Here is a 21540-nt window from a genome sequence, read left to right as displayed (position 1 = left end):
CAAGAAAGGAAGAGATTTTCGCATGAATATTGTTAAATTACATGACAAAATCGAAATGCCTCAGCTTGGCTTTGGGGTATGGCGGGTAGAAGAGAAGGATGCGGTTCCAGCTGTAACGAAAGCAATTGAAACCGGCTATCGTTCCATTGATACAGCGGCGGTTTATAAGAATGAGCGTCAAGTAGGCGAAGCGATTGCGAAGAGCAATGTTCCGCGCGAAGAGCTTTTTATTACAACAAAGGTCTGGAATGCGGATCAAGGGTATGAGCAGACGATCAAAGCAATGGATGAAAGTTTAGAAAAACTTGGCCTTGACTATGTAGATCTTTACCTAATTCACTGGCCGACACCTGAATATGATGATTATGTTGAAACGTATAAAGCACTTGAGCAGCTGCAGAAAGACGGCAAAACGAAAGCGATCGGGGTATGTAATTTCAATGTCGATCATTTACAGCGTTTACTGGATGAATGTGATGTAAAGCCTGCTGTTAACCAGATCGAATGCCACCCGTTTCTTGCGCAGAATGAGATAAAAGAATTCTGTCGCAAGCATGGTATTTTAGTGGAGGCGTGGAGCCCGCTGATGCAGGGGGGAGAAGTGTTGAACAACGATACAGTTCAATCTCTTGCTGAGAAGCATGGTAAAACACCGGCTCAGATTATTATTCGCTGGCATTTGCAAAACGAATCGGTCGTTATTCCTAAATCCGTAACTCCATCACGAATTGAAGAGAATTTTGACGTATTTGATTTTGAATTAACAGCTGAGGATATGAGTCAAATTAACAAGCTTGACCGTGGGGAGCGCAAAGGTCCTGAGCCAAGTGAGATGAATGTAAGATAATAAGAATGCACAAAAAGGGCGCTGAACACAGCGTCCTTTTTTAATGTGTATAGATCCCGTAATCAATCATTTCTGTTATGTAAGCAGCGAGATCATAAGGCGTACAGGGAAACTGATTTTCCACCCACCAAAGAATGGAGCCGATAATACTTGAAGCAATAAAGGTCTGGGTAATTTCAGCAGAGAATTTGACGGAGTGCTGGTAATCATAAGCTACCGACAGAGTAGAGCGTGTGGAGGACTGAATAAACTGCTCAAACTGTTTCTTGAATTCTCCCAGTTCTTTCTTGCTTAACAACGTTTCGAAGCCGAGTCGTTCTACATATATAAATTGAAGCATTTCGACAAATCGGGGATGAGGTTTTTTCTCTTTCACGAAGTCGAATCTCAGGGGACAGTTTTCTAACCTCGTTTTCCATTGTACGAAAAGATCTTCGATAATGGTTTTTAATAAATCTTCTTTATCAACAAAGTGACGGTAAAATGTAGCACGGTTCATTTGAGCTTGATGCATAATCTGATGAACCGATATATGATGAATGTGATTCTCTTTAACAAGTTTAGGAATGCTTCTTTGATCCACATTTTACTTCTCTGCACCCGGGGATCTTTATTTTTTTCCACGTTTAACATCTCCTTTCTGCAACACTTATTCCATAAATGTCGATTATCCTCAGTATGTATTGACCTTTAACCAGCCTTTACTCTATTATTCTAATTGATAATGAATTTCAATATCATTATTATATCAATAATCGTTCTAAAGGAAAGGGATAAGGGTGTTTTTTTATGAAAATCAGATATACATTTGCAACTCTTATTCTTTTGTCCTTCATGTCGTTGTTCATTGGAGTTTCGGAGTTAGCAGTGACCGATTTGTTTCATCTTTCAGCTGAACAATTAGAGATTCTGACGGTAAGCCGCCTTCCAAGACTGGTAAGTATTTTGATTGCGGGGGCAAGCATTAGTATTTGTGGATTGATTATGCAGCAGTTAACGAGGAATAAATTTGTCTCTCCGACCACTGCAGGAACATTTGACTCAGCGCGTCTCGGGGTATTAATCTCTCTGCTTTTGTTCACATCTGCAAGTCCGCTTGTAAAGATGGGAGTAGCTTTTGTCTTTGCTTTGATGGGGACCTTTCTTTTTATGCAGATTCTGGACCGTATTAAATTTAAGGATACGATTTTTATCCCGCTCGTAGGTCTGATGTTCGGTAATATCATAAGCTCTATTACGACTTTTTTTGCGTTGAAACACGACCTTGTGCAGAACATGTCTGCCTGGCTTCATGGTGATTTTTCGATGATTATGGAAGGACGGTTTGAAATGCTTTACCTTTCCGTTCCACTACTTCTTTTGGCCTTTTTCTATGCTGACCTTTTTACACTTGCAGGAATGGGAGAGGACTTTGCCAGAAACTTAGGACTTAAGTATAAGCAAGTCGTTAACATCGGTTTAGCCATCGTAGCAATGATTACAGCCTCTGTTGTCCTTACGGTTGGAATGATCCCCTTTCTTGGATTAATTGTTCCAAATATCGTCACGATGTACTACGGGGATCATTTGAAAAAAAGCTTAATTCAGACAGCAATTTTCGGAGCGGGCTTCGTATTGATTTGTGACATCATTGGCCGCGTGGCGATATACCCTTATGAGATATCAATCAGTCTTACTATGGGCGTCGCAGGGAGTGCAATATTTATTTACCTATTGATGAGGAGGCGCTCGTATGTTTTTTAAAAGAAAAATAGCTCTCCTCTTAATAATCGCTTCTGTTCTTGTTCTTGCTTTTCTGCTTACCGGGATCAGCAGTAATTGGGACTACATACTTCCGAGAAGAGGCGTCAAAATAACAGCCATTGTTATAACGGGGGCGGCTATCGCGTTTTCTACCGTGGTTTTTCAAACGATTACAAACAACCGCATCCTCACTCCAAGCATTCTGGGCCTGGACAGTATGTATCTTCTAGTACAGACCCTGGTTGTTTTCTTGTTTGGTTCTGGTTCGCTGGCCATGATGGACAGCCAGTTGAATTATTTGGTCTCCATAGCCGCCATGGTTGTATTTTCATTTCTTCTCTTTAAATGGCTGTTAAGAAAAGGAGAAAACGTATATTTGTTATTGCTCGTTGGAATTATTCTCGGCACGTTTTTTTCAAGCTTGTCGTCTTTCATGCAAGTACTCATTGATCCGAATGAGTTTCTAATTGTCCAGGACCGTATGTTTGCGAGCTTTAATAACGTAAATACAAACTTACTCGGAATCTCTATTGTCATTATGATAGGAAGTCTGCTCTTGTACCTTCCATATCATAAGTATATGGATGTTGTTGCCCTCGGTAAGGATCACGCTGTTAACTTAGGAGTTCCTTATGACAAAATTGTCCAGCGGCTGCTGATCGTCACAGCCATACTTATTTCTGCAGCTACCGCTTTAGTCGGACCGGTTACATTTCTAGGGTTACTCGTTGTTAATTTAGCTCATGAATTTCTTAAAACTTTCCGTCATAACTACTTATTTGCAGTTTCTGTGCTGTTTAGTGTGATTGCACTTGCGGGAGGACAGCTGATTGTAGAGAGAGTCTTTACCTTTTCAACTACGATTAGCGTCTTAATCAACTTCATCGGCGGAATTTACTTTATCTATCTACTGTTAAGGGAGAATAAAGCATGGTAAAAGTAATGAATTTATTTAAGAAATATGGAGGTAAAGCAGTTGTAGAAGATGTCTCTATCACCATTCCCAAAGGAAAAATTACAACCTTTATCGGTCCAAATGGTGCTGGAAAAAGTACACTTTTATCGATGATCAGTCGTTTGATTACTGTGGATGAAGGAGAGGTGATGGTCGAGGATAATGACATCAGCAGATGGAAGACGGAAAACCTTTCAAAGAAAATATCGATTCTCAAGCAAAGCAACCATATCCATCTTAGACTGACGATTCGTGAACTTGTCTCGTTCGGAAGGTTTCCGTACTCGAAAGGGAATTTGAATGAAGAAGATGAATCAAAAGTCGATGAAGCATTGGAATTTGTAAGCTTACTAGATATGCAGCATAAATACTTAGATCAATTAAGCGGTGGCCAGCGTCAAAGAGCTTATATCGCCATGGTTATAGCCCAGGACACCGATTATGTGCTTTTGGACGAGCCTTTAAACAACTTAGACATGAATCACTCGGTTCAAATTATGAAAACTTTGAGCCGATTAGTGAAAGAGCTTGGAAAGACTATTGTGCTTGTCGTTCATGATATTAATTTTGCTTCCTGCTATTCCGACTATATTGTCGCTATGAAAAATGGGCGGATTGTAGAAAAAGGCGACAAGGATCAGATGATCGATGCGGCTGTATTAAACTCTATTTATGATATGGACATTGATATCCATACGATCAATAATCAAAAAATCTGTGTGTATTTCTAATAAAAATATGAGGTGAAGAAAATGAAAAATTGGTTAATAGCAGTAAGTGTATTATTAATGGTCGCTTTATTAGCAGCCTGTGGAGGGGACACGGAGGCTGAATCGAATGCTGCCGAAGAGAAGGTAGCTGTTAAACATGAGTTGGGAGAAACGGAAGTTCCGGCAAACCCTGAAAATGTGGTGGTCTTTGACTTTGGAATTGTAGACAGCTTAGACGAACTTGGGGTAGATATACAGGGAGTGGCAAAGGATTCTCTCCCGGATTATTTAAGCCACTATAACGGGGAGAATTACGAAAACATTGGGGGACTGAAAGAGCCGGATTTTGAAGCAATCAGTCAAATGGATCCTGATGTTATCATTATTTCTGGTCGTCAATCATCCGTGTATGATGAACTATCAGAAATTGCGCCAACTATTTATTTAGGAGTGGATACCACAAAGTACATGGATTCATTCCAGGAGAATATGAATACGTTAGGTGAGATTTTTGAAAAAGAGGAAGAGGTAGATAAGCAGTTAGCGGACATTGAAACCAATATTGAAGAAACGCATGATAAGGCATCGTCCATGGAGGACCAAGGGTTAATTACGTTAGCCAATGATGGAAAAATAAGTGCCTATGGAGAAGGTTCCAGATTTGGTCTAATTCATGATGTATTAGGAGTGAATCCGGTGGATAATTCTATTGAATCCTCAACTCATGGACAAAGTGTTTCATTTGAATACATTTCAGAGAAAGATCCAGATTACCTTTTTGTCGTCGATCGTGGAGCTGTTGTAGGCGGTGAATCCTCTGCAGAAAAGGTGATGGAGAATGAACTGGTGAAAAAGACAACGGCTTATGAGAAAGACCATATTATTTATTTAGATCCTCAATACTGGTATCTTTCTGGCGGGGGTCTGCAGTCAGTCAATGCAATGGTGAAAGAGATCCAGGAAAGCTTGTAAATTAGGCAGGGAAGAGGGCGCAAAGAACAGCGCCCTTTTTTCTTGGTTTTAATGTTAACCTTAAATAAAATAAGTTGACATAAATGGAGGTTTTCTTCTATTCTTATTTTATAAGTGAAGAGGAGGAAGAACTCATAATGAAAAGAAAATGGACAGCTTTAGAAATTACGATGGGGGCCCTTTTTGTGGCTATGATGGCGATTGGCGCTAACATTACCTCAATTGCTCCTTTTATGGTTATTGGCGGAGTCCCCATTACACTCCAAACTTTTTTTGCTATATTAGCGGGTTTGATTCTTGGAAGCCGTTTAGGTGCCATGTCGATGTTTGTTTATATGGTGCTCGGGTTAGTGGGAGCCCCCATTTTTGCTCAATTTAAAGGCGGGTTAACGGTATTGTTGACGCCGACATTTGGCTTTATCTTTTCATTTATATTAATAGCTTACATAGCCGGAAAAATGGCTGAGCGGAAACGCAGCTTAAAAATGTATACAGCGGCTTCATTAGCTGCAATGGTTCTAAATTACGTCCTAGGAACGAACTGGATGTATGCCGCTTATTTATTCTGGTTTGAAGCACCGGAAGGGTTAACGTATTCCCTCGTCTGGTCGTGGATGATGGTCCCGCTGCCAAAAGATATTGTTCTTTCCGTTTTTGCTGGTGTGCTGGGGTATCGATTAGAGAAAAGTGTTGTGAGAAGAAGTGCATTTAGAAATCGTGAAAAAATCGCATAAAGGCGGGATAGTTGATGCTGGATTGGAAATGGTTAGCTGAAAAATCACTTCAAGGAGAAGAATTAACCGATTTAGAAGCTTTAGCTGTGCTGGAGTGTCCTGAAGACGAGCTGCTGGATCTGCTCTCAAGCGCTTATTTGGTGCGTAGACATTACTATGGCAGCAACGTCAAACTTAACATGATTATTAATACGAAGTCCGGCTTCTGCCCGGAGAACTGCGGATACTGTGCTCAGTCGAGAGATTCAACCGCCCCCATTCAGAAGTACCGGATGATGGATAAGCAGGAGATCATGGAAGGAGCCGAACAGGCGCACAAGCTGAAGTCAGGCACTTATTGTATTGTTGCGAGCGGCAGAGGACCATCAAAGCGGGAGCTGGATATTGTCACGTCTGCAGTAGAGGAGATTAAGAGCAAATACGATATGAAAATTTGTGCTTGTCTTGGTTTGCTGAAGCCGGAGCAGGCTCAGCAGCTAAAGGTGGCGGGAGTAGATCGTTACAACAACAACATTAATACGTCAGCCAGGCACCATGACAACATTACTACCAGCCACAGCTATGACGATCGTGTGGATACGGTTAACCACGTGAAAGATGCTGGCATTTCGCCTTGTTCCGGCGTGATCGTCGGTATGAAAGAAACAAAGCAGGATGTAATTGATATGGCACGTGCATTGAAAGAGTTAGATGCTGATTCCATCCCTGTTAATTTTCTCCATGCGATTGATGGTACACTTCTGGAAGGAACTAATGAATTAACACCTGCCTACTGCCTTAAGGTTCTTTGTTTATTCCGGTTTATCAACCCGTCCAAAGAAATCCGCATATCCGGTGGACGTGAAGTGAATCTGAGAAGCTTACAGCCGTTTGGCTTATATCCAGCGAATTCAATTTTTGTGGGTGATTACTTAACGACAGCAGGCCAGGAAGGAACGAAGGATCATCAAATGCTTAAAGATTTAGGGTTTGAAGTGGATTATGTATCGAGTGAAGTGAGCCATCCCTGACATGGAGCAGTAGTTACGTATCTCGCCTGCATAATCTAAATCAAACAGCACTAAATACAGAAATTTGACTTTACGATTGTGAAATAACCAAACCTGACATAAATAGGGGCAGCGGGGGATGACTTCCATGGAAAGCGAGTCGTTCTCTGCCGCCCCTTTCCTGGTTAATGACCCATAAAAGTAGGATGGCCTATATTGGGAAACAAAAATAGACTTTAATATATATAAACATTTATGTACCAACATACTTTTAAATCGATACTTAAAAGGGAAACATACATAACTCAACGAATTGTTAAGGAGCCTGACTATGAAAATTCGATTTGGTTACGTTGCAAATGCGCTGAATTTGTATGATTCGACCCCTTCAAAAACGATGACATTCGCACGATATCAAAAGCTTGCATCAAAGGACCGGGAAGAGCAGCTCGAACGGATTACCCGTACGAACCTTGAACACACCATCCGCGCCCTGCACTATAATATCGCCCACGAAATTCCTCTTTACCGATTTTCCTCCTCATTAGTTCCTTTAGCGACTCATGATGAGGTTGATTTTGATTATATTACTCCTTTTACAGAAGAGTATCGAATGATAGGAGAGCTCGTCCGCGCCCATCAGCTTAGAACAAGCTTTCACCCTAATCAATTTACTCTTTTCACAAGTGACAGGCCGCACGTTACAGAGAATGCTGTGAAGGATATGGAGTACCACTACCGGCTGCTTGAGGCTATGGGGTTAGAGGAGGAGGGACACATCAATATTCACGTCGGAGGAGCTTACGGCGATAAAGAGAAGTCTATTGCACGATTTCACGATAACTTAAAGCAGCTGCCTGTCTCTATTAAAGAGCAAATGACATTAGAGAATGATGACAAAACGTATACAACCACAGAAACACTTCAAGTGTGTGAAGAGGAGAAGGTGCCGATGATGTTTGATTATCATCATTATATGGCGAACCATGACGAGGGGGAGGACCTCGATAAACTGCTGCCGAGTTTTTTTAAAACGTGGTCTGAGATGCCTCCAAAGCTTCACATTTCTTCCCCTAAGTCAGAACAGGCTTATAGAAGTCACGCTGATTTTGTAGATATTACCTTTGTTCGACCGCTGTTACAGGAGATTAAAAGGCTGGAGCAGGATGTGGACTTTATGATTGAAGCCAAACAAAAAGATCGTGCTGTGCTTCAATTAATTGAAGACATTTCATCTATTCGAGGGGTAAAGAGATTAAGTGGCGGCACTATACAGCTATAAAAAATCCCGCCTTTATCCGGCGGGATTAATGTTACTTATTCTGCGGCTATGAATTCGAAGTTGCCTTCAAATTTAACTTCTTTACCTAGAAGCACACCGCCGGTTTCAATGGCCGCGTTATACGTTATGCCGTAAGCCTCACGGTTAATCTTTCCACTGACGTCAAAACCAGCAACAGTGCTGCCGTCCATTGGACTTTTTGACGTTCCATTGAATTCTACAGTAAATGTCTCTTCATTAGTTACGTCTTTAATAGTGAAGTTTCCTTTCACTTCATATTCATCTTCGGACAGCTGTTTAATCGAAGTGCTTTCAAAAACCATATTAGGATATTTATCTGCTTCGAAGAAATCACCTGAACGAAGGTGGCCATCACGGTCTTCGTTTCCTGTATTAATAGAAGTTACGGGAATCGTAACTTTCACGCTTGCAGACTCTACGTCGGAAAGGTCGCCGTTAAAGTCAATTTCAAAGTCCTCAAACTCTCCCTTAGCTTTCGACACCATCATATGCTTAATTTGAAAATCTAACGTACTGTGAACTTTATCTAAAGTTAACGTAGTCATTTAAAATCCTCCTTCATTAAGTTATAAAATAAAAACTGGTTACCTTATGTAAGTAACTATACAGAACAATTACTTTGAAGTCAAGATAATTTAATAAATTAATTATAAACAAATAAATTGTGGTTGGATATATTTCCCTTTTATAATATAGAAATATAGAAGACCAAATATGAGTATGATTTTATAAATGAAGGAGAATGAATTATGACTTTAGATCCTCAAGTGAAAGCTTTGCTTGACCAATTAAAAGTATTGTCCCCTCCGCCATTAGAACAAATGCCTCCCATCCAGGCAAGGCAGGCTTATCAAATGCTGGAAGGCAGCAGGAGAGGCAGCTTAGAGGCAGTGCATCAGGTCTCAAATCAAACGATTCCGGGACCGGATGGAGAAATACCGGTCAGAATTTACACGCCTGAAGGAAACGGCCCGCATCCCGCGCTCGTTTTCTTTCATGGAGGCGGCTGGGTAGTCGGTGATCTGGATACTCATGACAGTGTATGCCGTTCTCTGACTAACCTGGCAGATTGTGTGGTTGTTTCTGTGGATTATCGTCTTGCTCCCGAGCATAAATTCCCGGCAGCAGTAGAAGACAGCTTTACGGCCCTTGAATGGACGGCTGATCATGCAGAAGAGCTGAATATTGATCAGTATAGAATTGCAGTTGGAGGAGACAGCGCAGGAGGTAATTTAAGTGCTGTTGTATCGATGATGGCAAAGGAGAAAGGAGCGCCCACTATCGTCTGTCAGCTGCTTCTTTACCCCGCGACAGATTTTACTGCGGCGACAGATTCATTGAGTACCAATGCAGATGGTTACCTTCTAACTAAAGAAAGTATGAATTATTTTCGCAATCATTATTTAAACAATGACGATGATGCTCTTAATTTCTATGCATCTCCTTATTTGGCAGAAGACCTATCAGGACTGCCCGCGGCGTTGGTGATCACAGCAGAATATGATCCTTTACGTGATGAAGGAGAGGCATTTGCTGAGCGTCTGCAGGAGGCAGGTGTCCCTGTAACAGTAAAAAGGTATGATGGAATGATTCATGGATTCATAAGCATGGCTGACCGTTTTGATAAGGGGAAGGCTGCATTAAACCTGGCAGCAGACACGCTGCGCTTTTATTTTACTAAATAGTTTTGCCAGCACCATATAATCAGAAAAGAAAAGGACGCTGGCTTGTTAATTAGTCAGCGTCCTTTTTATCAGAATTAGGTTAAAATTTTACGAGCTTCTACAAAGCGCTGCACGCCAGTAAACAATTCTGCTGCGAAGAAGATAAGAGTTGTCCAAAGTAAAATATCCGGGAGCAGCAGCATCAGACTGAATAATATGAACCCTTCTGTCCGTTCGGCTAAACCAGCCTGATAGTAAAACGATTTGACGCCTGCCTTTTCAGAAACTGTACCTACAACTAAGAAAATGGTCATTGATATCACGATGGAAACGGTCAGTAACAGAAGCGGCCACAGCACACCGGGATGGACGTAAGCGATTGCCACAATCATACTTACCTCGACGACCCGGTCGAAAGTGATATCCATGACCGTACCAAAAGGTGTGGACTTTGTATGACGCGCCATAGTGCCGTCTACTGCATCCAGATATCCGGATAACCATAGAAGAATGACGGCTGCGACCGGGTAACCTAAAATGTATAAAACACTCGTTCCGATTCCGGATACGAAGGCGATGATCGTCACTTGATCGGGGGTCATTCCTCTGGTCAAAAACCATTTCGCTGTATGTTCAATAGAAGGCTGGACGAATTTCCGTGCATGAGTATCTAACATCTTTTCACCAACTTTTTAATCAACGATACTTACAGCAGTATACCACGAATGAAAGCGTCAAAAGGAAACCACTGTCTCCATGTGGGAAGCAGTGGTTCTTGATTTAATCATTTTCTTCAACAAACAGTTTTACTTTTTGCTCTTTTGTTTTCTTCTTGTATACGCGATTTACATAATCATCTGTCAATGATGCGATTTCTTTGTGGAGGAAAAGCAGCGGAATAATATTGGCTAACAAGACAAAGGCAAGTAATAAGTCAAGGAACTGCCATACAAATTGCAGGCCGCCAATGGCTCCCAGGAAAACGGCAATGATGTATATGATCCGCATCAGTCTGGCGGCTTTTAAATTAAATAAATATTCAGCTTGTTTTTCTCCATAGAAGATAAGAACCCCAAGGGTGGTAACGACGAAAAAGATTAAGAATACAGTAATAAACGCGCCGCCGAGCGCATCTCCAAATTCAGTCGCTAATGCTGCATTGATCATATTAGAGGCATCGTCCGGCCCGACATCTTTCCAGGCCCCTGTGACGAGGACGACGAGTCCTGACATAGAGCAGATCACAATCGTGTCGACGAATACAGCAAATATGCCCCACATCGCCTGACGGGAAGGGTGGTCGGTCTGCGCAGCCGAGTGGGCAATCGGTGCTGTCCCGAGTCCGGCTTCGTTTGAGTAAAGGCCGCGTGCGACGCCCCATCGCAGGGCTTCAGCCACCATTGCTCCCGCAAAGCCTCCTGTTGCCGACAGGGGCGTGAAAGCGTGGGTGAAAATAAGGCCGAACACACCAGGGAGCTGGTCGATGTTTACTAGAATGATATAAAGACATACGCCGACGTACGTTATAACCATGAAAGGAACCATCTTATCTGTGACTTTACCAATTCGTTTAATCCCTCCAAAGACAACGACAGCAATAACAGCACACATAATGATTCCGGTAATCTCAACAGGCCATCCAAAAGCTCCTTCGGTCTGTGTAGCAATGGAGTTAGACTGTACCATAGTACTTGGTACTAATTCGATCATGAGGAAGAATGCGAATGCTGACGCTACCCAGTGCCAGCCCAGCGCTTTCTTTATGTAATATTGCGGTCCTCCGACCCATTCGTTCTTTTCATTTTTCTCCCGGTATTTCAGGCCGAGCAGAATTTCAGCATACTTTGTGGCCATGCCGATCAGCGCAATTACCCACATCCAGAATAAAGCTCCCGGTCCACCTAGTGAAATGGCTACAGGTACTCCAACGATGTTGGTGGCACCCGCTGTTGAAGCTAATGCCGAGGTGAAGGCTTGAAAAGGGGTGATAGTTCCCGTTTTATCCGTCTTTTTAAAAATCTGGCCGACGGTCTGGTGTAACACGTGACCAAAGAAACGGAATTGAAAGAATTTCAACCGAATCGTTAAAAAGATACCTCCGGCAATTAAAATAATAGCTAGAGGGTAGTTCCATAAAAAATCTGAAATATAAGCTATGATACTCTCCAAAGCATCCAATAGCATCGAACTCCTTTCGTTGTTAATTACATGGAATATTCCCTAAATTTCACAAAATAAACAATCGTATAGTACGGAATGAATGAGGACTTAAAGGTATTCATGTATGATGATAGAAACAAAGAACAAGGAGTTGACTGCGGTGATCTTAAAAAAGAACTCGTTTAAAGACCATAATATGAGTAAGCTTGTGAAAGGTTCGGTGGTGCCGCGCCCGATTGCCTGGGTCTCAACGATAAGTGAAGAGGGCGTTTATAATCTGGCTCCTTTTAGTTTCTTTACAGTAGCTTCAATGGACCCGATTACACTTTGTATCTCTGTAGGAGACGGAGAGCGGGATAAGGATACCTTATTAAATATTCAGGAGACGAAGGATTTTGTTATTAATATCGTATCTGAATCATTAGCGAATCAAATGCACGAGAGCAGCAAGCCATTCAGCCGCGATGTCGATGAATTTGAGAGAGCAGGTACAGCTTCGGGAAAGAGTGTTCAGGTCCGATCGCCTAAAGCATCTGAAGCTCCTGTAAGCTTTGAGTGTGAACTTGATCAAATTATTGAGGTAGGTACAAGCCACCTTATTCTAGGTAAATTAGTGTGCTGCCACATACAGGATGACCTGCTGCTTGAAGGAGATAAAATTGATCCTTATAAATTATCTCCAGTTGGAAGAATGGCGGGAGATTACAGCTATATCAGGGAATTCTATCGTCTTCCCAATGAAGACCTGCCTAAAGTAAAGAAGCATCTGGACTCGGATTAAAGTCCGGATGCTTCTTTAGGTGTATTTTACACTTCGGGTGTAGGGGTAGGTTCGGCGTAGCCATCTTCGTACTGTTTGTCGATGTCCTCCCGGATTTCTTTAACGGATTTGCCGTCCTGATGATCAACAATAGCCTGCGCTGCAATCTCTAAGCATACTCCGCATTTTGTTCCATGATCATCCCATACCAGGGATTCATCTTCTCGGCTTTCATGTACGAAACAGTCGTAATTATCACGATGCCCGGCTGTTTCCCCACATCCACAGTAGCAAGGGATGTTCTCTAATAAATCTTTGTTCTGAGCCACCGCCGCGTAAATATTCTGCATATCTTCAGGTTTCTCATCGAGGAACCCGGGCAGTTGTTCGTAGCTGGATGTTTCTTCACGCACGTCCCCGCTTTCCGTTGTTTCGTGAACGTGACCTTCATGGTTGTCGCTCGATTCTTCATTATTTTCTTCAGAACAGCCCGATAGTAAAGCTGATAAAACTAAACCGGCTATGGTTAATACGCGTAAATTCACTTTCTCTCGTCCCTTCAAATGGATAAATCATATCTATCATAGATGGAAAATGAGGGAAGTACAAGGGCTGTGTCCATCTTTCACAATATATTAAAGATTGGGTTCCTGGAACATTCTATTTTCCAAAGGAGGATAGAAATTTAACCCGGTCTCCCATAGGCGGTACGCGGTCATCAATCAATGCAATTTCTAAGAGAGCTGGACCATCTTGATTAAGAAGGGAATCAACAGCGTCTTGATGTAAATCTTCTATTTTATCAACTCGTACACTAGGAACCCCTAGTATATGTGCTAATGCTGAAATATCAACGGGCTCTTGAGAAAAACGATTATGGGCTCTTTTGTATTGCAGGGCGTGGCCGTGGTGGACCATCCCCAGGCGTGCGTTGTTCATAACAACGAAAAGGACAGGTATTCCATATTCTTTTGCAGTGAGCAGCTCCATACCATGCATAAAAAAGCACCCGTCTCCCGTTATGCTGACTGTAGGTCGTTCTGGGTCGGCAAGTTTTGTCCCGATTGCACTGCCAATTCCACTCCCCATTGCGCCAAAGTGAACGTTGATGTCAAAGCTGTCTTCCTCCAACACATTCATATGGTGAATGACATAGGCCATAAATTCACCGATGTCTATCGTATAGCGTGTGTCTGCGGGAAGTAAGTCCTGAAGTCGAAGCAGCGCATTTTTTGTGCTGAATTCATTGGATACGCTCTCGAACTGCCGGCGTTTTGAAGGGCTCATAGTTCTTTCATAACCTAATAGATGTAAGCCTTGATTAAGAGACGAAAGGGTGATTTCCACATCTCCTAAGATTGCTGTATCGACCGCATATCTGCGGTTAAATACATCGGCATCAAAATCAATTTGAATGACGGTTTTATCCTTAGTGATGTTAGGGTTGTAGTTATTTGTGGCTGTCTCTCCAAGACTGGAGCCGACAACTAATACTGTATCATAACCGCCTTCATTAACAATTCTGGAAGCTGATTCATGACCGGCAAATCCAAAGATCCCTTCACGGAGCGGATGATCATCAGGGATCAAGCCTTTAGCCTGTGGAGAGGTAATGATCGGCCATTTCAAAAGCTCAGCTAATTCTAACAAGTGTGGAACGGCCCCGCGTACTCCCTGGCCGGCAAAGATATACCCTCGATCCGATGCAGTCAATTGTTTGACGGCTTTTTCAATTAAGATATCATCAGGCAGGGAAGGAGACCGTTGGGGAAAAGGAGGGAGCGGCTGTTCCTTCACTTCTTGAAGCTGAACGTCAATCGGCATGGCAATATGTACAGGACCCGGAACCCCTGAGACAGCAATTTCAACGGCTTTGTGTATTTCAGCTAACAAATCTTCTGCTCGATCTACGCGTTTACTGTATTTTGTAACAGGCTCATAGATGGGCTGCGCATCAAGCTCCTGGGAAGCGTTTAACCCAACAGTGCTTACAGGGACAGACCCTGTAAGGAAAAGAATAGGGAGATTCTCTCTCATCGCATTGGCTGCCCCTGTGACTAAATTGGTCCCGCCCGGACCGCTGCTCCCGATACAGACAGATAACTCTTTTTTATATTTAGCATAAGCAGCTGCCATGTAGGAGGCGGCACCTTCGTGCTTCGCAACAACTGGTGTCACGTCAGGTGTTTCATAAAGCTCATCAAAGAAAGCATTGACTGAACCAGCCGGAATCCCGAATATATACGAAACACCGCCGCTTCTTAAATAATCAATAACTGCTTTTACAGATTTCACTTTCGATCCCTCATTTCTTAAGGTTAGTATGCATTTGTTCCATGGCCTTCTCCGCTTCTACTGGTTTACTATAATAATAGCCCTGAATGAGGTGACAGCCATTCGCGTTTAAATAGTCAAGCTGCTCCTTTTTTTCTACTCCTTCGGCGATTACATTTAATCGAAGGCTGTTGGCGAGTGTAATAATGGTGTTTGTTATTGCTGCATTGGCGGGATTGCCGGGTAAATCATCGATAAATGTTTTGTCGATTTTTAAAGCATCTACAGGAAAATCTTTTAAGTAGCCTAGAGAAGAGTAGCCCGTTCCAAAGTCATCTATAGATATTTGAACGCCCAGATCTTTAAGCTGATGAATAATGCTGCGCGTCTTCTTAGTGTTGTGTATGATTAAATTCTCTGTTAGTTCAAGCTCTAAACAGTCTGGTGAGAGCCTGGTTTCTTCCAGGATCTGTTTCACATGTCCGACAAGCTCATCCTGGTTAAACTGCTGAGGGGACAAATTTACAGATACAGTGATATCTTGAAAACCTTGTTCATGCCATGCTTGGGTCTGCAGGCACGCCTGTCTTAAGATCCATTCTCCCATTGGGATGATCAGCCCGGTTTCCTCGGCAAGCGGGATGAATTCCTTCGGTTTAATGATTCCTTTATTGGGTCTGTTCCAGCGAAGGAGAGCCTCTACACCTATCAGGACACCTTTACGTGAGTTATATTTCGGCTGGTAAAGAATCGTTAACTCTTCGTTCATTAATGCCCTGTAAAGGTCATTTTCAAATTCCACACTTTCTACAGTTCGATCTTCAAGCTCGGGTGCATAAAGCTGGAATTGGTTACCGGAGAGTTTTTTTGCTTTATACATGGCGACGTCCGCATGTTTAATGAGCTGTTCTGAATTCATACCGTTATCCGGGAAGACGCTTATCCCGATGCTTGTTTTAACAAAAACCTCCTGGCCGTTTACATGGAGAGCATCCGAGAAAACGTGCAGCACTTCACGGGCAGATTCTTTTGCTTCCTGCTTAGATTGAATGCTTGGCAGCAAAATAGTAAATTCATCACCTCCTTGTCTGGAAATGGTGGTTTCCTTTGGAAGAGTGTGTACAAGACGGTCGGCAATTTTCTTTAATACCTGGTCGCCGAACGTGTGTCCGAAAGTATCATTGATTTTCTTGAAACGGTCAAGATCAAGGAAAAGAACACCAAGACTTGTTCCATAGAGCTCTGCATATTTAAGCGCCTGATGCAGACGGTCCTGGAAGAGTACACGATTAGGGAGATTCGTTATACTGTCATAATACGCATGGTATTTAATCTTCTCTTCCATTTGCCTGCGGTGGGTTATATCTTTAAAAGTAACTACATAACCTACTGTCTGTTGTTTTTCAATTTGCGGGGTAATGACGAATTCTACTGGAAACCGTTCACCATTCTTCTTATGAAAAAATTCTTCTTCAGCTCTTCTGCCGCTGTCATTTGAAGGGGAGAACGAAGCGGATTCATCTAACATACAATTAGGAAAAATATGATGACTGGAATGCCCGATTAACTCTTTCTCGTGGTAGTAGCCCAGCAGATTCGCAGCGGAAGGGTTGCAGAATGTAATAAAGCCCTTTAAGTCGAGTCCAAATATTCCTTCGCCGGCAGAGTTTAATATTAGTTCTTTCTCTCGGCCGATTTGTTTAACTTCATGGATGACATGTTCAAGCTCATTATTTTTTTGAGTTAATTCTGAGGTTCGTTCCGATATTATTAATTCCTGTTTTTCAATATATAACAAATAGGAGAGTACAGGGGCAGTAGCGTCCACAATCGATTCAGCTAATTGCATAGCCGTTTTGGAGTAAGGGTAATTTTGTTCGCTTAGGTTCACGATAGCTACGGTACCAAGGACTTTTCCTGCAGCAATTAATGGAATCATATAGATCCCTTTTATTCCAAAAAGGTTACAGGCTTCGTGGTTCGGACGCAGATCCTGTTCAGTATCAGGGATGTAGATAGATTTTTTCTTCGTAAGAACTTCTTGAAATACTAAGTCTTTCTTGAAATCGAGGGCCAGGTGACGATGGGTTCTCTTCCACTCTTCCTCTGACCATTCACTGTCCTTGCTGAGACTCGCAGGGTTAATGTGACGGGAGGCCACAGGGTCTAAGAGATGTGCGCCTATATTGGGGTTATCTAACACTTCGCCGAGGTACTCGAAGCATTTATCCATTACTTCTTGAAGGGAAGAGCACATGGAAAGCTCTCTCGTAACGTTTAATAGAAGCTGTTTATCCGCAATAAGAGATTCTTTCTTCGTTAAGTTCTTCGCGTTTCGTACGGCTACGGCAGCCATATTAACGTAAGCTTCAATTGATTCGATTTCGGAAGGCTGCAGATTCATAGGGATGCCGTAGTCAAAGAGAAAGACTAGACCATACAGCTCTTTTTCAAAAGCCATAGGAAGCACAAGCAGAGATTTAATCCCGAATGCTTCAACCGCACGCTGGTCAGGTCTTGAGTCTAGGGAAGTGTCAGGAATGTAAATAGGTTCTCTCGTTTCAATAACCTCTTTTGCCAGATGATCGTGAGCAGTATCAACTACATGCATATCGAGCGACACACCGTTAATTAAATCAGGTTTACCAACGAACCCCCGATATGTATTATCTTCCTGGGGGAGGTAGATACCCACAGAATCACAGCTGACAATTTCTTCTGATATGGCGGTGACCACATGCTCCAGAGCTACTCTCAGCTCAAGATTAGTGTTGATTAACTTTGTAACCTGGGCTAATCGTGAATAACGTGTTTGTTCATTTGTCATATTCATCCCCCCGTAACAAAACTAGTACAGCGCAGCAAGCTCCTTTTCGTAAGTAATGTATATTTACCTTTATTATCGGCATGAAAAACAAAATATGAGCATGAAACGATCCATTTCATGCTCATTGTCTGACTCTATCATATCAAATTTAGGATGAATCCTGCACCAACTCCGATGAGAACAATTGCCCATGCAGGGACCTTAAAGAAATGCAGGCAGACAAATAGAACAGCTGCCAAAGCAAAATCATCATTATTTGTAATCGAGCTTGTAATCACAGGGTCGTAAAAAGCAGCTAGTAAGATGCCGACGACACTTGCATTGACTCCCATTAAGACACCCTGAAATTTAGATCTTTTCCTAAGTTCATTCAAAAAAGGCAGAGCAGCAATTAAGAAAAGGAATGAAGGAAGGAAAATACCTATAGTGGCGACAACAGCTCCTGCCACTCCCTCAATCATAGTTCCCAGGTAACTTGCGAATGTGAAGAGAGGTCCGGGAACAGCCTGGGCCATGCCATACCCCGCCAGGAACTCACCTGAATCAATCCATCCTCTAGGCACCACTTCTCTTTCAATCATGGGGAGCACGACATGTCCGCCGCCAAATACAAGGGATCCGACTCTAAAGAAAGTATCGAACAACTGGACAAGCATGTGATCTGTCGTACGGGCGATCAACGGCAGAAATGCAAGCAGCCCAGCTAATACAGCTAGTGAAGCAGCGCCAGCCTTTTTAGAAAAAGTGACGGGAAAGGGCTCTGCTTTTGTATCAGCAATCTCAGCGAAAAGCTTCGAACCGATCAGCCCGGCTGCCAGGATAATGACTATCTGCATCCACGCCGAAGGGAACAGCAGCATAATAAATGCCGCTATAATTGCAATCCCTATTCTAGTACGGTCCGGTGTTAACTTTTTTCCTAGACCGATGAGTGCATGAAGAACGACGGCAGCAGCTACGACCTTTAAGCTTTGAATAAAGCCGGCGTCACTAAGGTCATAGGATTGATACATTAAAGCAAATAAAATAAGAACAAGAATGGACGGGACGGTAAAGCCTATCCAGGAGACAATCCCCCCGAGCAGTCCGCCTCGCAGCATCCCTATGGCAATCCCGACCTGACTGCTGGCAGGGCCGGGTAAGAACTGGCATAAAGCGATAATATCGGCATACGTTTTATCATCCAGCCACTTACGCCGGTCAACGTATTCATCTTTAAAGTAAGCAAGGTGAGCGACCGGGCCGCCAAAGGATGTAAACCCTAATTTAGTGGAAGCGATCAGTATTTCTTTTAACGACCTTTTTCGTTTACTCATCTTTTATTCCTCCTTTTCCATAACCTTGATCATAGAGAATCTCCTGGGCGAGTTCTCTTACCTGTTGTTTTCCTTCTTCAAGAACTTTTTTCCCATGCTCAGTAATCGTATAGTATTTTCGTATTTTTCCGTTCACGGTTTCCTCATATTTGTGAAGGAGGCCATTTGAATGCAAGCTTTTTAAAGTGGGATATAATGTTCCAGGGCTGATATTGTATCCATGGGAAGCGAGCTCCTTCATCAGGAAAGCTCCGTAAATCGGTTCGATGTCCGCATGATATAAAATATGAATTTTAATAGATCCCAAGAAAAAATCTCTTAACAATTAAGAAGCCTCCCTACTCAATATCGATTTCCGATATCAATATACGATAATGTAAGGTGAAGATCAATAAAAAATACGTAAACTTTATAAAAGTTTACGTATTCTTAATAAACCTTTATTCAGTTAATGCTTCATTCACTGCATCTAATGTCATCTCGTGGGCAAGCGCACCATCTATTGTCCAGTGACTAGGGTCATTCATCGTGTATACCTGATCGTTCTCAACTGCAGGGGTACTCTGCCAGACGGAGCTTTCATCAAGGATCTCAAGTCCAGGTTCATTCTCCTCAGCTATTACAAATACGTGCTCAGCATCCAGTTCGCCAAGCTTTTCCATAGATATTGGGTTCCACTGTTCTTCCTGCTCTAACCCTTCAACAAAATCAGGAGGGGTCAGCCCTACTTCATCATATAAGACTTCTGCACCGTAACGGTCAGGTTCAAATACATAAAATTCTTCTCCCATTGTCCATACGAAGGCTACTGATTCATCGCCGATTGCATCCTCAGTATTGGCTTTTGTTTCCTCGACTTTTTCATCAAAATCGGAAAGTACTTCTTCCGCTTCGTCCTGTTTGTTCAAAATTTCTCCCATTTGAGTTAACTGCTCGCGCCAATCTGCATATATCTCATCTTCATACACAAATGTTGGGGCAATGCTCTCATAATCCTCATAAGAACCGTTTTGAATAGAGGAAGGGGAGCTGAAAATAATTAAATCAGGATCATAGCTTAACGTATCTTCCAGGGGTAGATCCCATTCAATTGTAGGTACGTCTTCCAGCTCAGGCTGAAGGTAATCGAGCACATCTTCACCAATAGCCCACTGTGCTGCCGGCTTCACTCCTAAAGCAAGCATTGAATCTTCTAAGTAAGGAGCGACGATATTTTCCGGATTTTCCGGCACAGTCACTTCACCTTCTGCGTGTTCAAGCGTGCGCTCACCTGATTCTTCTTCAGTAGACTCATCGCTGCTATTGGAATCATCTGCCTCCTGATTATCATTACTGCAGGCAAAGAGTGTAAGTATAAGCAATAAACCAGTGATAAACAATAAATTCTTTTTTATCATCAAACTTTCCTCCTATGATATTTAAATCAATCGTATGACGATAATGATAATCATTTTCATCAAAATAGTCAATTAATATTTATGCGCTGTGAAATTATGTGTTTAGGCTCTGTTTATAGGAAATTTAATACAAAATATAGAAACATGATATAATTAGGTTGCCTGATTCACGATATAAGTTTTGTTTCATGTTCAACTAATGAAGCATGGTAGTGAAATAGAGGGGATTTTTTCTTTCCAAAGCGTACATAAAGTATTGTTAAGCCTTTAACTAGAAAATATTAGGGTGTAATCTGATTTGGTAAATAAGAAAGGAGATGTCAAATATGACTATAGGTATTATTAGTTTAGCGTCTGTGCTTTTATGGGATGCTGTAACTCACGAGCTAAGTAAGCCTTCAAAAAAGCAAAGCAGCAGAAAAATTGTATCCTTGATGTCTTTAGGCTCTATTTCGACTTTGGTTATTACGATTTCGCTTTTTCAAAGCCTTTCTTTTTAAATTTCGTTTTTCGCTATAGAATGCTTAGTTTAATCCATAAATAATTAAAATGGTTGGGACATAAGTAGAGCAGTGATGTCAAAAAACGAATATTTGTATAAACGCAGATGATTAGCATAGTCAAAATGCGAAGACTCCAGTGGGAACAGCACGAGCCGAAGATCCCGGAGGAAAGCGTTCTTTGCTTTCAGGAAGCTTAAAGCCGTGCCCACGGAAAGCGAAGCATTTTGACGGAGCGATAGTGTGAATTCTCTTTAACATAAAAAATCCGAACTGATTTCTACAAAATCATTCGGATTTTTTACGTTTTATTCAGTTTTGTCCTGACCTCTTCTATTTTTATGACTAATTTAAACATTGAACGGTAACATAGTCTTTTTCATAAGGAA

21 protein-coding genes are annotated in these 21540 nt (G+C 42.1%); 11 read left to right on the top strand and 10 right to left on the bottom strand.

Annotation, left to right across the window (positions count from 1 at the left end):
* Positions 1 to 22 precede the first annotated feature (22 nt).
* Entirely contained in the window at positions 23 to 847 is an 825-nt protein-coding gene (locus tag LF822_RS20915) for an aldo/keto reductase (protein ID WP_253926041.1), read from the top strand.
* A gap of 40 nt (positions 848 to 887) precedes the next feature.
* Here the strand turns inward: LF822_RS20915 and LF822_RS23220 are convergent, their stop codons facing one another.
* Entirely contained in the window at positions 888 to 1430 is a 543-nt protein-coding gene (locus tag LF822_RS23220; RefSeq protein WP_253926040.1) for a TetR/AcrR family transcriptional regulator, read from the bottom strand.
* Positions 1431 to 1636: 206 nt separating this feature from the next.
* Between LF822_RS23220 and LF822_RS20905 the strand changes: the two genes are divergently transcribed.
* The 7 genes from LF822_RS20905 (at position 1637) to uvsE (ending at position 8232) form a co-directional block, all read left to right on the top strand.
* Complete coding sequence (locus LF822_RS20905; RefSeq protein ID WP_253926039.1) at positions 1637 to 2590, top strand: ABC transporter permease; 954 nt, start codon at positions 1637 to 1639, stop codon at positions 2588 to 2590.
* Complete coding sequence (locus tag LF822_RS20900) at positions 2580 to 3527, top strand: iron chelate uptake ABC transporter family permease subunit (RefSeq protein WP_253926038.1); 948 nt, start codon at positions 2580 to 2582, stop codon at positions 3525 to 3527. Before LF822_RS20905 ends, LF822_RS20900 begins: the two co-directional genes overlap by 11 nt.
* Positions 3521 to 4276 (top strand): iron ABC transporter ATP-binding protein, encoded by a 756-nt coding sequence (locus tag LF822_RS20895; protein ID WP_253926037.1) that lies wholly within the window; start codon positions 3521 to 3523, stop codon positions 4274 to 4276. The genes LF822_RS20900 and LF822_RS20895 overlap by 7 nt, the downstream gene beginning before the upstream one ends.
* Positions 4277 to 4297: 21 nt before the next feature.
* Positions 4298 to 5227 (top strand): siderophore ABC transporter substrate-binding protein, encoded by a 930-nt coding sequence (locus LF822_RS20890; protein ID WP_253926036.1) that lies wholly within the window; start codon positions 4298 to 4300, stop codon positions 5225 to 5227.
* A gap of 137 nt (positions 5228 to 5364) precedes the next feature.
* On the top strand, positions 5365 to 5961 hold the full coding sequence (locus LF822_RS20885) for a biotin transporter BioY (protein ID WP_253926035.1): 597 nt from the start codon (positions 5365 to 5367) through the stop codon (positions 5959 to 5961).
* Positions 5962 to 5975: 14 nt separating this feature from the next.
* Positions 5976 to 6971, top strand: coding sequence for a biotin synthase BioB (bioB, locus tag LF822_RS20880; RefSeq protein WP_253926034.1), 996 nt, complete (start codon positions 5976 to 5978; stop codon positions 6969 to 6971).
* Positions 6972 to 7281: 310 nt separating this feature from the next.
* Positions 7282 to 8232 (top strand): UV DNA damage repair endonuclease UvsE, encoded by a 951-nt coding sequence (gene uvsE / locus LF822_RS20875; RefSeq protein WP_253926033.1) that lies wholly within the window; start codon positions 7282 to 7284, stop codon positions 8230 to 8232.
* A 35-nt stretch (positions 8233 to 8267) separates the two neighbouring features.
* Here the strand turns inward: uvsE and LF822_RS20870 are convergent, their stop codons facing one another.
* Positions 8268 to 8798: a YceI family protein gene (locus LF822_RS20870; RefSeq protein ID WP_253926032.1), complete on the bottom strand. Its 531-nt coding sequence runs from the start codon at positions 8796 to 8798 to the stop codon at positions 8268 to 8270.
* Positions 8799 to 9002: 204 nt separating this feature from the next.
* On the opposite strand from LF822_RS20870, the gene LF822_RS20865 reads away from it, so the two are divergent.
* A complete protein-coding gene (locus LF822_RS20865) occupies positions 9003 to 9938 on the top strand; it encodes an alpha/beta hydrolase (protein ID WP_253926031.1) in 936 nt (311 codons plus the stop codon).
* Positions 9939 to 10012: 74 nt separating this feature from the next.
* Here the strand turns inward: LF822_RS20865 and LF822_RS20860 are convergent, their stop codons facing one another.
* Together LF822_RS20860 and LF822_RS20855 are read right to left on the bottom strand one after the other, a co-directional pair.
* Positions 10013 to 10594, bottom strand: coding sequence for a CDP-alcohol phosphatidyltransferase family protein (locus LF822_RS20860; protein ID WP_253926030.1), 582 nt, complete (start codon positions 10592 to 10594; stop codon positions 10013 to 10015).
* Positions 10595 to 10697: 103 nt separating this feature from the next.
* Positions 10698 to 12095, bottom strand: a complete 1398-nt coding sequence (locus tag LF822_RS20855) for an alanine/glycine:cation symporter family protein (RefSeq protein ID WP_253926029.1) — start codon at positions 12093 to 12095, stop codon at positions 10698 to 10700.
* A gap of 142 nt (positions 12096 to 12237) precedes the next feature.
* Between LF822_RS20855 and LF822_RS20850 the strand changes: the two genes are divergently transcribed.
* Positions 12238 to 12858, top strand: coding sequence for a flavin reductase family protein (locus LF822_RS20850; protein ID WP_253926028.1), 621 nt, complete (start codon positions 12238 to 12240; stop codon positions 12856 to 12858).
* A 26-nt stretch (positions 12859 to 12884) separates the two neighbouring features.
* On the opposite strand, the gene LF822_RS20845 is transcribed toward LF822_RS20850, so the two are convergent.
* The 6 genes from LF822_RS20845 to LF822_RS20820 all read right to left on the bottom strand — a co-directional run bounded on the left by LF822_RS20845 (position 12885) and on the right by LF822_RS20820 (position 20651).
* A complete protein-coding gene (locus tag LF822_RS20845) occupies positions 12885 to 13382 on the bottom strand; it encodes a PCYCGC domain-containing protein (protein WP_253926027.1) in 498 nt (165 codons plus the stop codon).
* Between the two features lie 115 nt (positions 13383 to 13497).
* Positions 13498 to 15132, bottom strand: coding sequence for a thiamine pyrophosphate-binding protein (locus tag LF822_RS20840; RefSeq protein ID WP_253926026.1), 1635 nt, complete (start codon positions 15130 to 15132; stop codon positions 13498 to 13500).
* A gap of 10 nt (positions 15133 to 15142) precedes the next feature.
* Positions 15143 to 17938 carry a bifunctional diguanylate cyclase/phosphodiesterase gene (locus LF822_RS20835; protein WP_253926025.1) on the bottom strand — a complete coding sequence of 932 codons (2796 nt, stop codon included), beginning with the start codon at positions 17936 to 17938 and terminating at the stop codon, positions 15143 to 15145.
* 137 nt (positions 17939 to 18075) lie between these two features.
* Complete coding sequence (gene chrA / locus LF822_RS20830) at positions 18076 to 19254, bottom strand: chromate efflux transporter (RefSeq protein ID WP_253926024.1); 1179 nt, start codon at positions 19252 to 19254, stop codon at positions 18076 to 18078.
* Positions 19247 to 19579, bottom strand: a complete 333-nt coding sequence (locus tag LF822_RS20825; RefSeq protein WP_253926023.1) for a PadR family transcriptional regulator — start codon at positions 19577 to 19579, stop codon at positions 19247 to 19249. The genes chrA and LF822_RS20825 overlap by 8 nt, the downstream gene beginning before the upstream one ends.
* Before the next feature lie 115 nt (positions 19580 to 19694).
* Positions 19695 to 20651, bottom strand: a complete 957-nt coding sequence (locus LF822_RS20820; protein ID WP_253926022.1) for an ABC transporter substrate-binding protein — start codon at positions 20649 to 20651, stop codon at positions 19695 to 19697.
* Between the two features lie 326 nt (positions 20652 to 20977).
* On the opposite strand from LF822_RS20820, the gene LF822_RS20815 reads away from it, so the two are divergent.
* Positions 20978 to 21151 (top strand): hypothetical protein, encoded by a 174-nt coding sequence (locus tag LF822_RS20815; protein ID WP_253926021.1) that lies wholly within the window; start codon positions 20978 to 20980, stop codon positions 21149 to 21151.
* Positions 21152 to 21540: the final 389 nt, after the last annotated feature.

Origin of the sequence: Halobacillus sp. A5 (assembly GCF_024189315.1) — a bacterium.
Classification (GTDB): domain Bacteria; phylum Bacillota; class Bacilli; order Bacillales; family Halobacillaceae; genus Halobacillus_A.
Note: the sequence above shows the minus strand (reverse complement) of the source record. Positions and strands in the feature narration are given on the sequence as shown.

Bases quoted from the DNA above. Each gene is read 5' to 3' on its own strand.
- LF822_RS20915 (WP_253926041.1), top strand. From the start codon at position 23: ATGAATATTGTTAAATTACATGACAAAATCGAAATGCCTCAGCTTGGC.
- LF822_RS20905 (WP_253926039.1), top strand. From the start codon at position 1,637: ATGAAAATCAGATATACATTTGCAACTCTTATTCTTTTGTCCTTCATG.
- LF822_RS20900 (WP_253926038.1), top strand. From the start codon at position 2,580: ATGTTTTTTAAAAGAAAAATAGCTCTCCTCTTAATAATCGCTTCTGTT.
- LF822_RS20895 (WP_253926037.1), top strand. From the start codon at position 3,521: ATGGTAAAAGTAATGAATTTATTTAAGAAATATGGAGGTAAAGCAGTT.
- LF822_RS20890 (WP_253926036.1), top strand. From the start codon at position 4,298: ATGAAAAATTGGTTAATAGCAGTAAGTGTATTATTAATGGTCGCTTTA.
- LF822_RS20885 (WP_253926035.1), top strand. From the start codon at position 5,365: ATGAAAAGAAAATGGACAGCTTTAGAAATTACGATGGGGGCCCTTTTT.
- bioB (WP_253926034.1), top strand. From the start codon at position 5,976: ATGCTGGATTGGAAATGGTTAGCTGAAAAATCACTTCAAGGAGAAGAA.
- uvsE (WP_253926033.1), top strand. From the start codon at position 7,282: ATGAAAATTCGATTTGGTTACGTTGCAAATGCGCTGAATTTGTATGAT.
- LF822_RS20870 (WP_253926032.1), bottom strand. From the start codon at position 8,798: ATGACTACGTTAACTTTAGATAAAGTTCACAGTACGTTAGATTTTCAA.
- LF822_RS20865 (WP_253926031.1), top strand. From the start codon at position 9,003: ATGACTTTAGATCCTCAAGTGAAAGCTTTGCTTGACCAATTAAAAGTA.
- LF822_RS20860 (WP_253926030.1), bottom strand. From the start codon at position 10,594: ATGTTAGATACTCATGCACGGAAATTCGTCCAGCCTTCTATTGAACAT.
- LF822_RS20835 (WP_253926025.1), bottom strand. From the start codon at position 17,938: ATGACAAATGAACAAACACGTTATTCACGATTAGCCCAGGTTACAAAG.
- chrA (WP_253926024.1), bottom strand. From the start codon at position 19,254: ATGAGTAAACGAAAAAGGTCGTTAAAAGAAATACTGATCGCTTCCACT.
- LF822_RS20820 (WP_253926022.1), bottom strand. From the start codon at position 20,651: ATGATAAAAAAGAATTTATTGTTTATCACTGGTTTATTGCTTATACTT.
- LF822_RS20815 (WP_253926021.1), top strand. From the start codon at position 20,978: ATGACTATAGGTATTATTAGTTTAGCGTCTGTGCTTTTATGGGATGCT.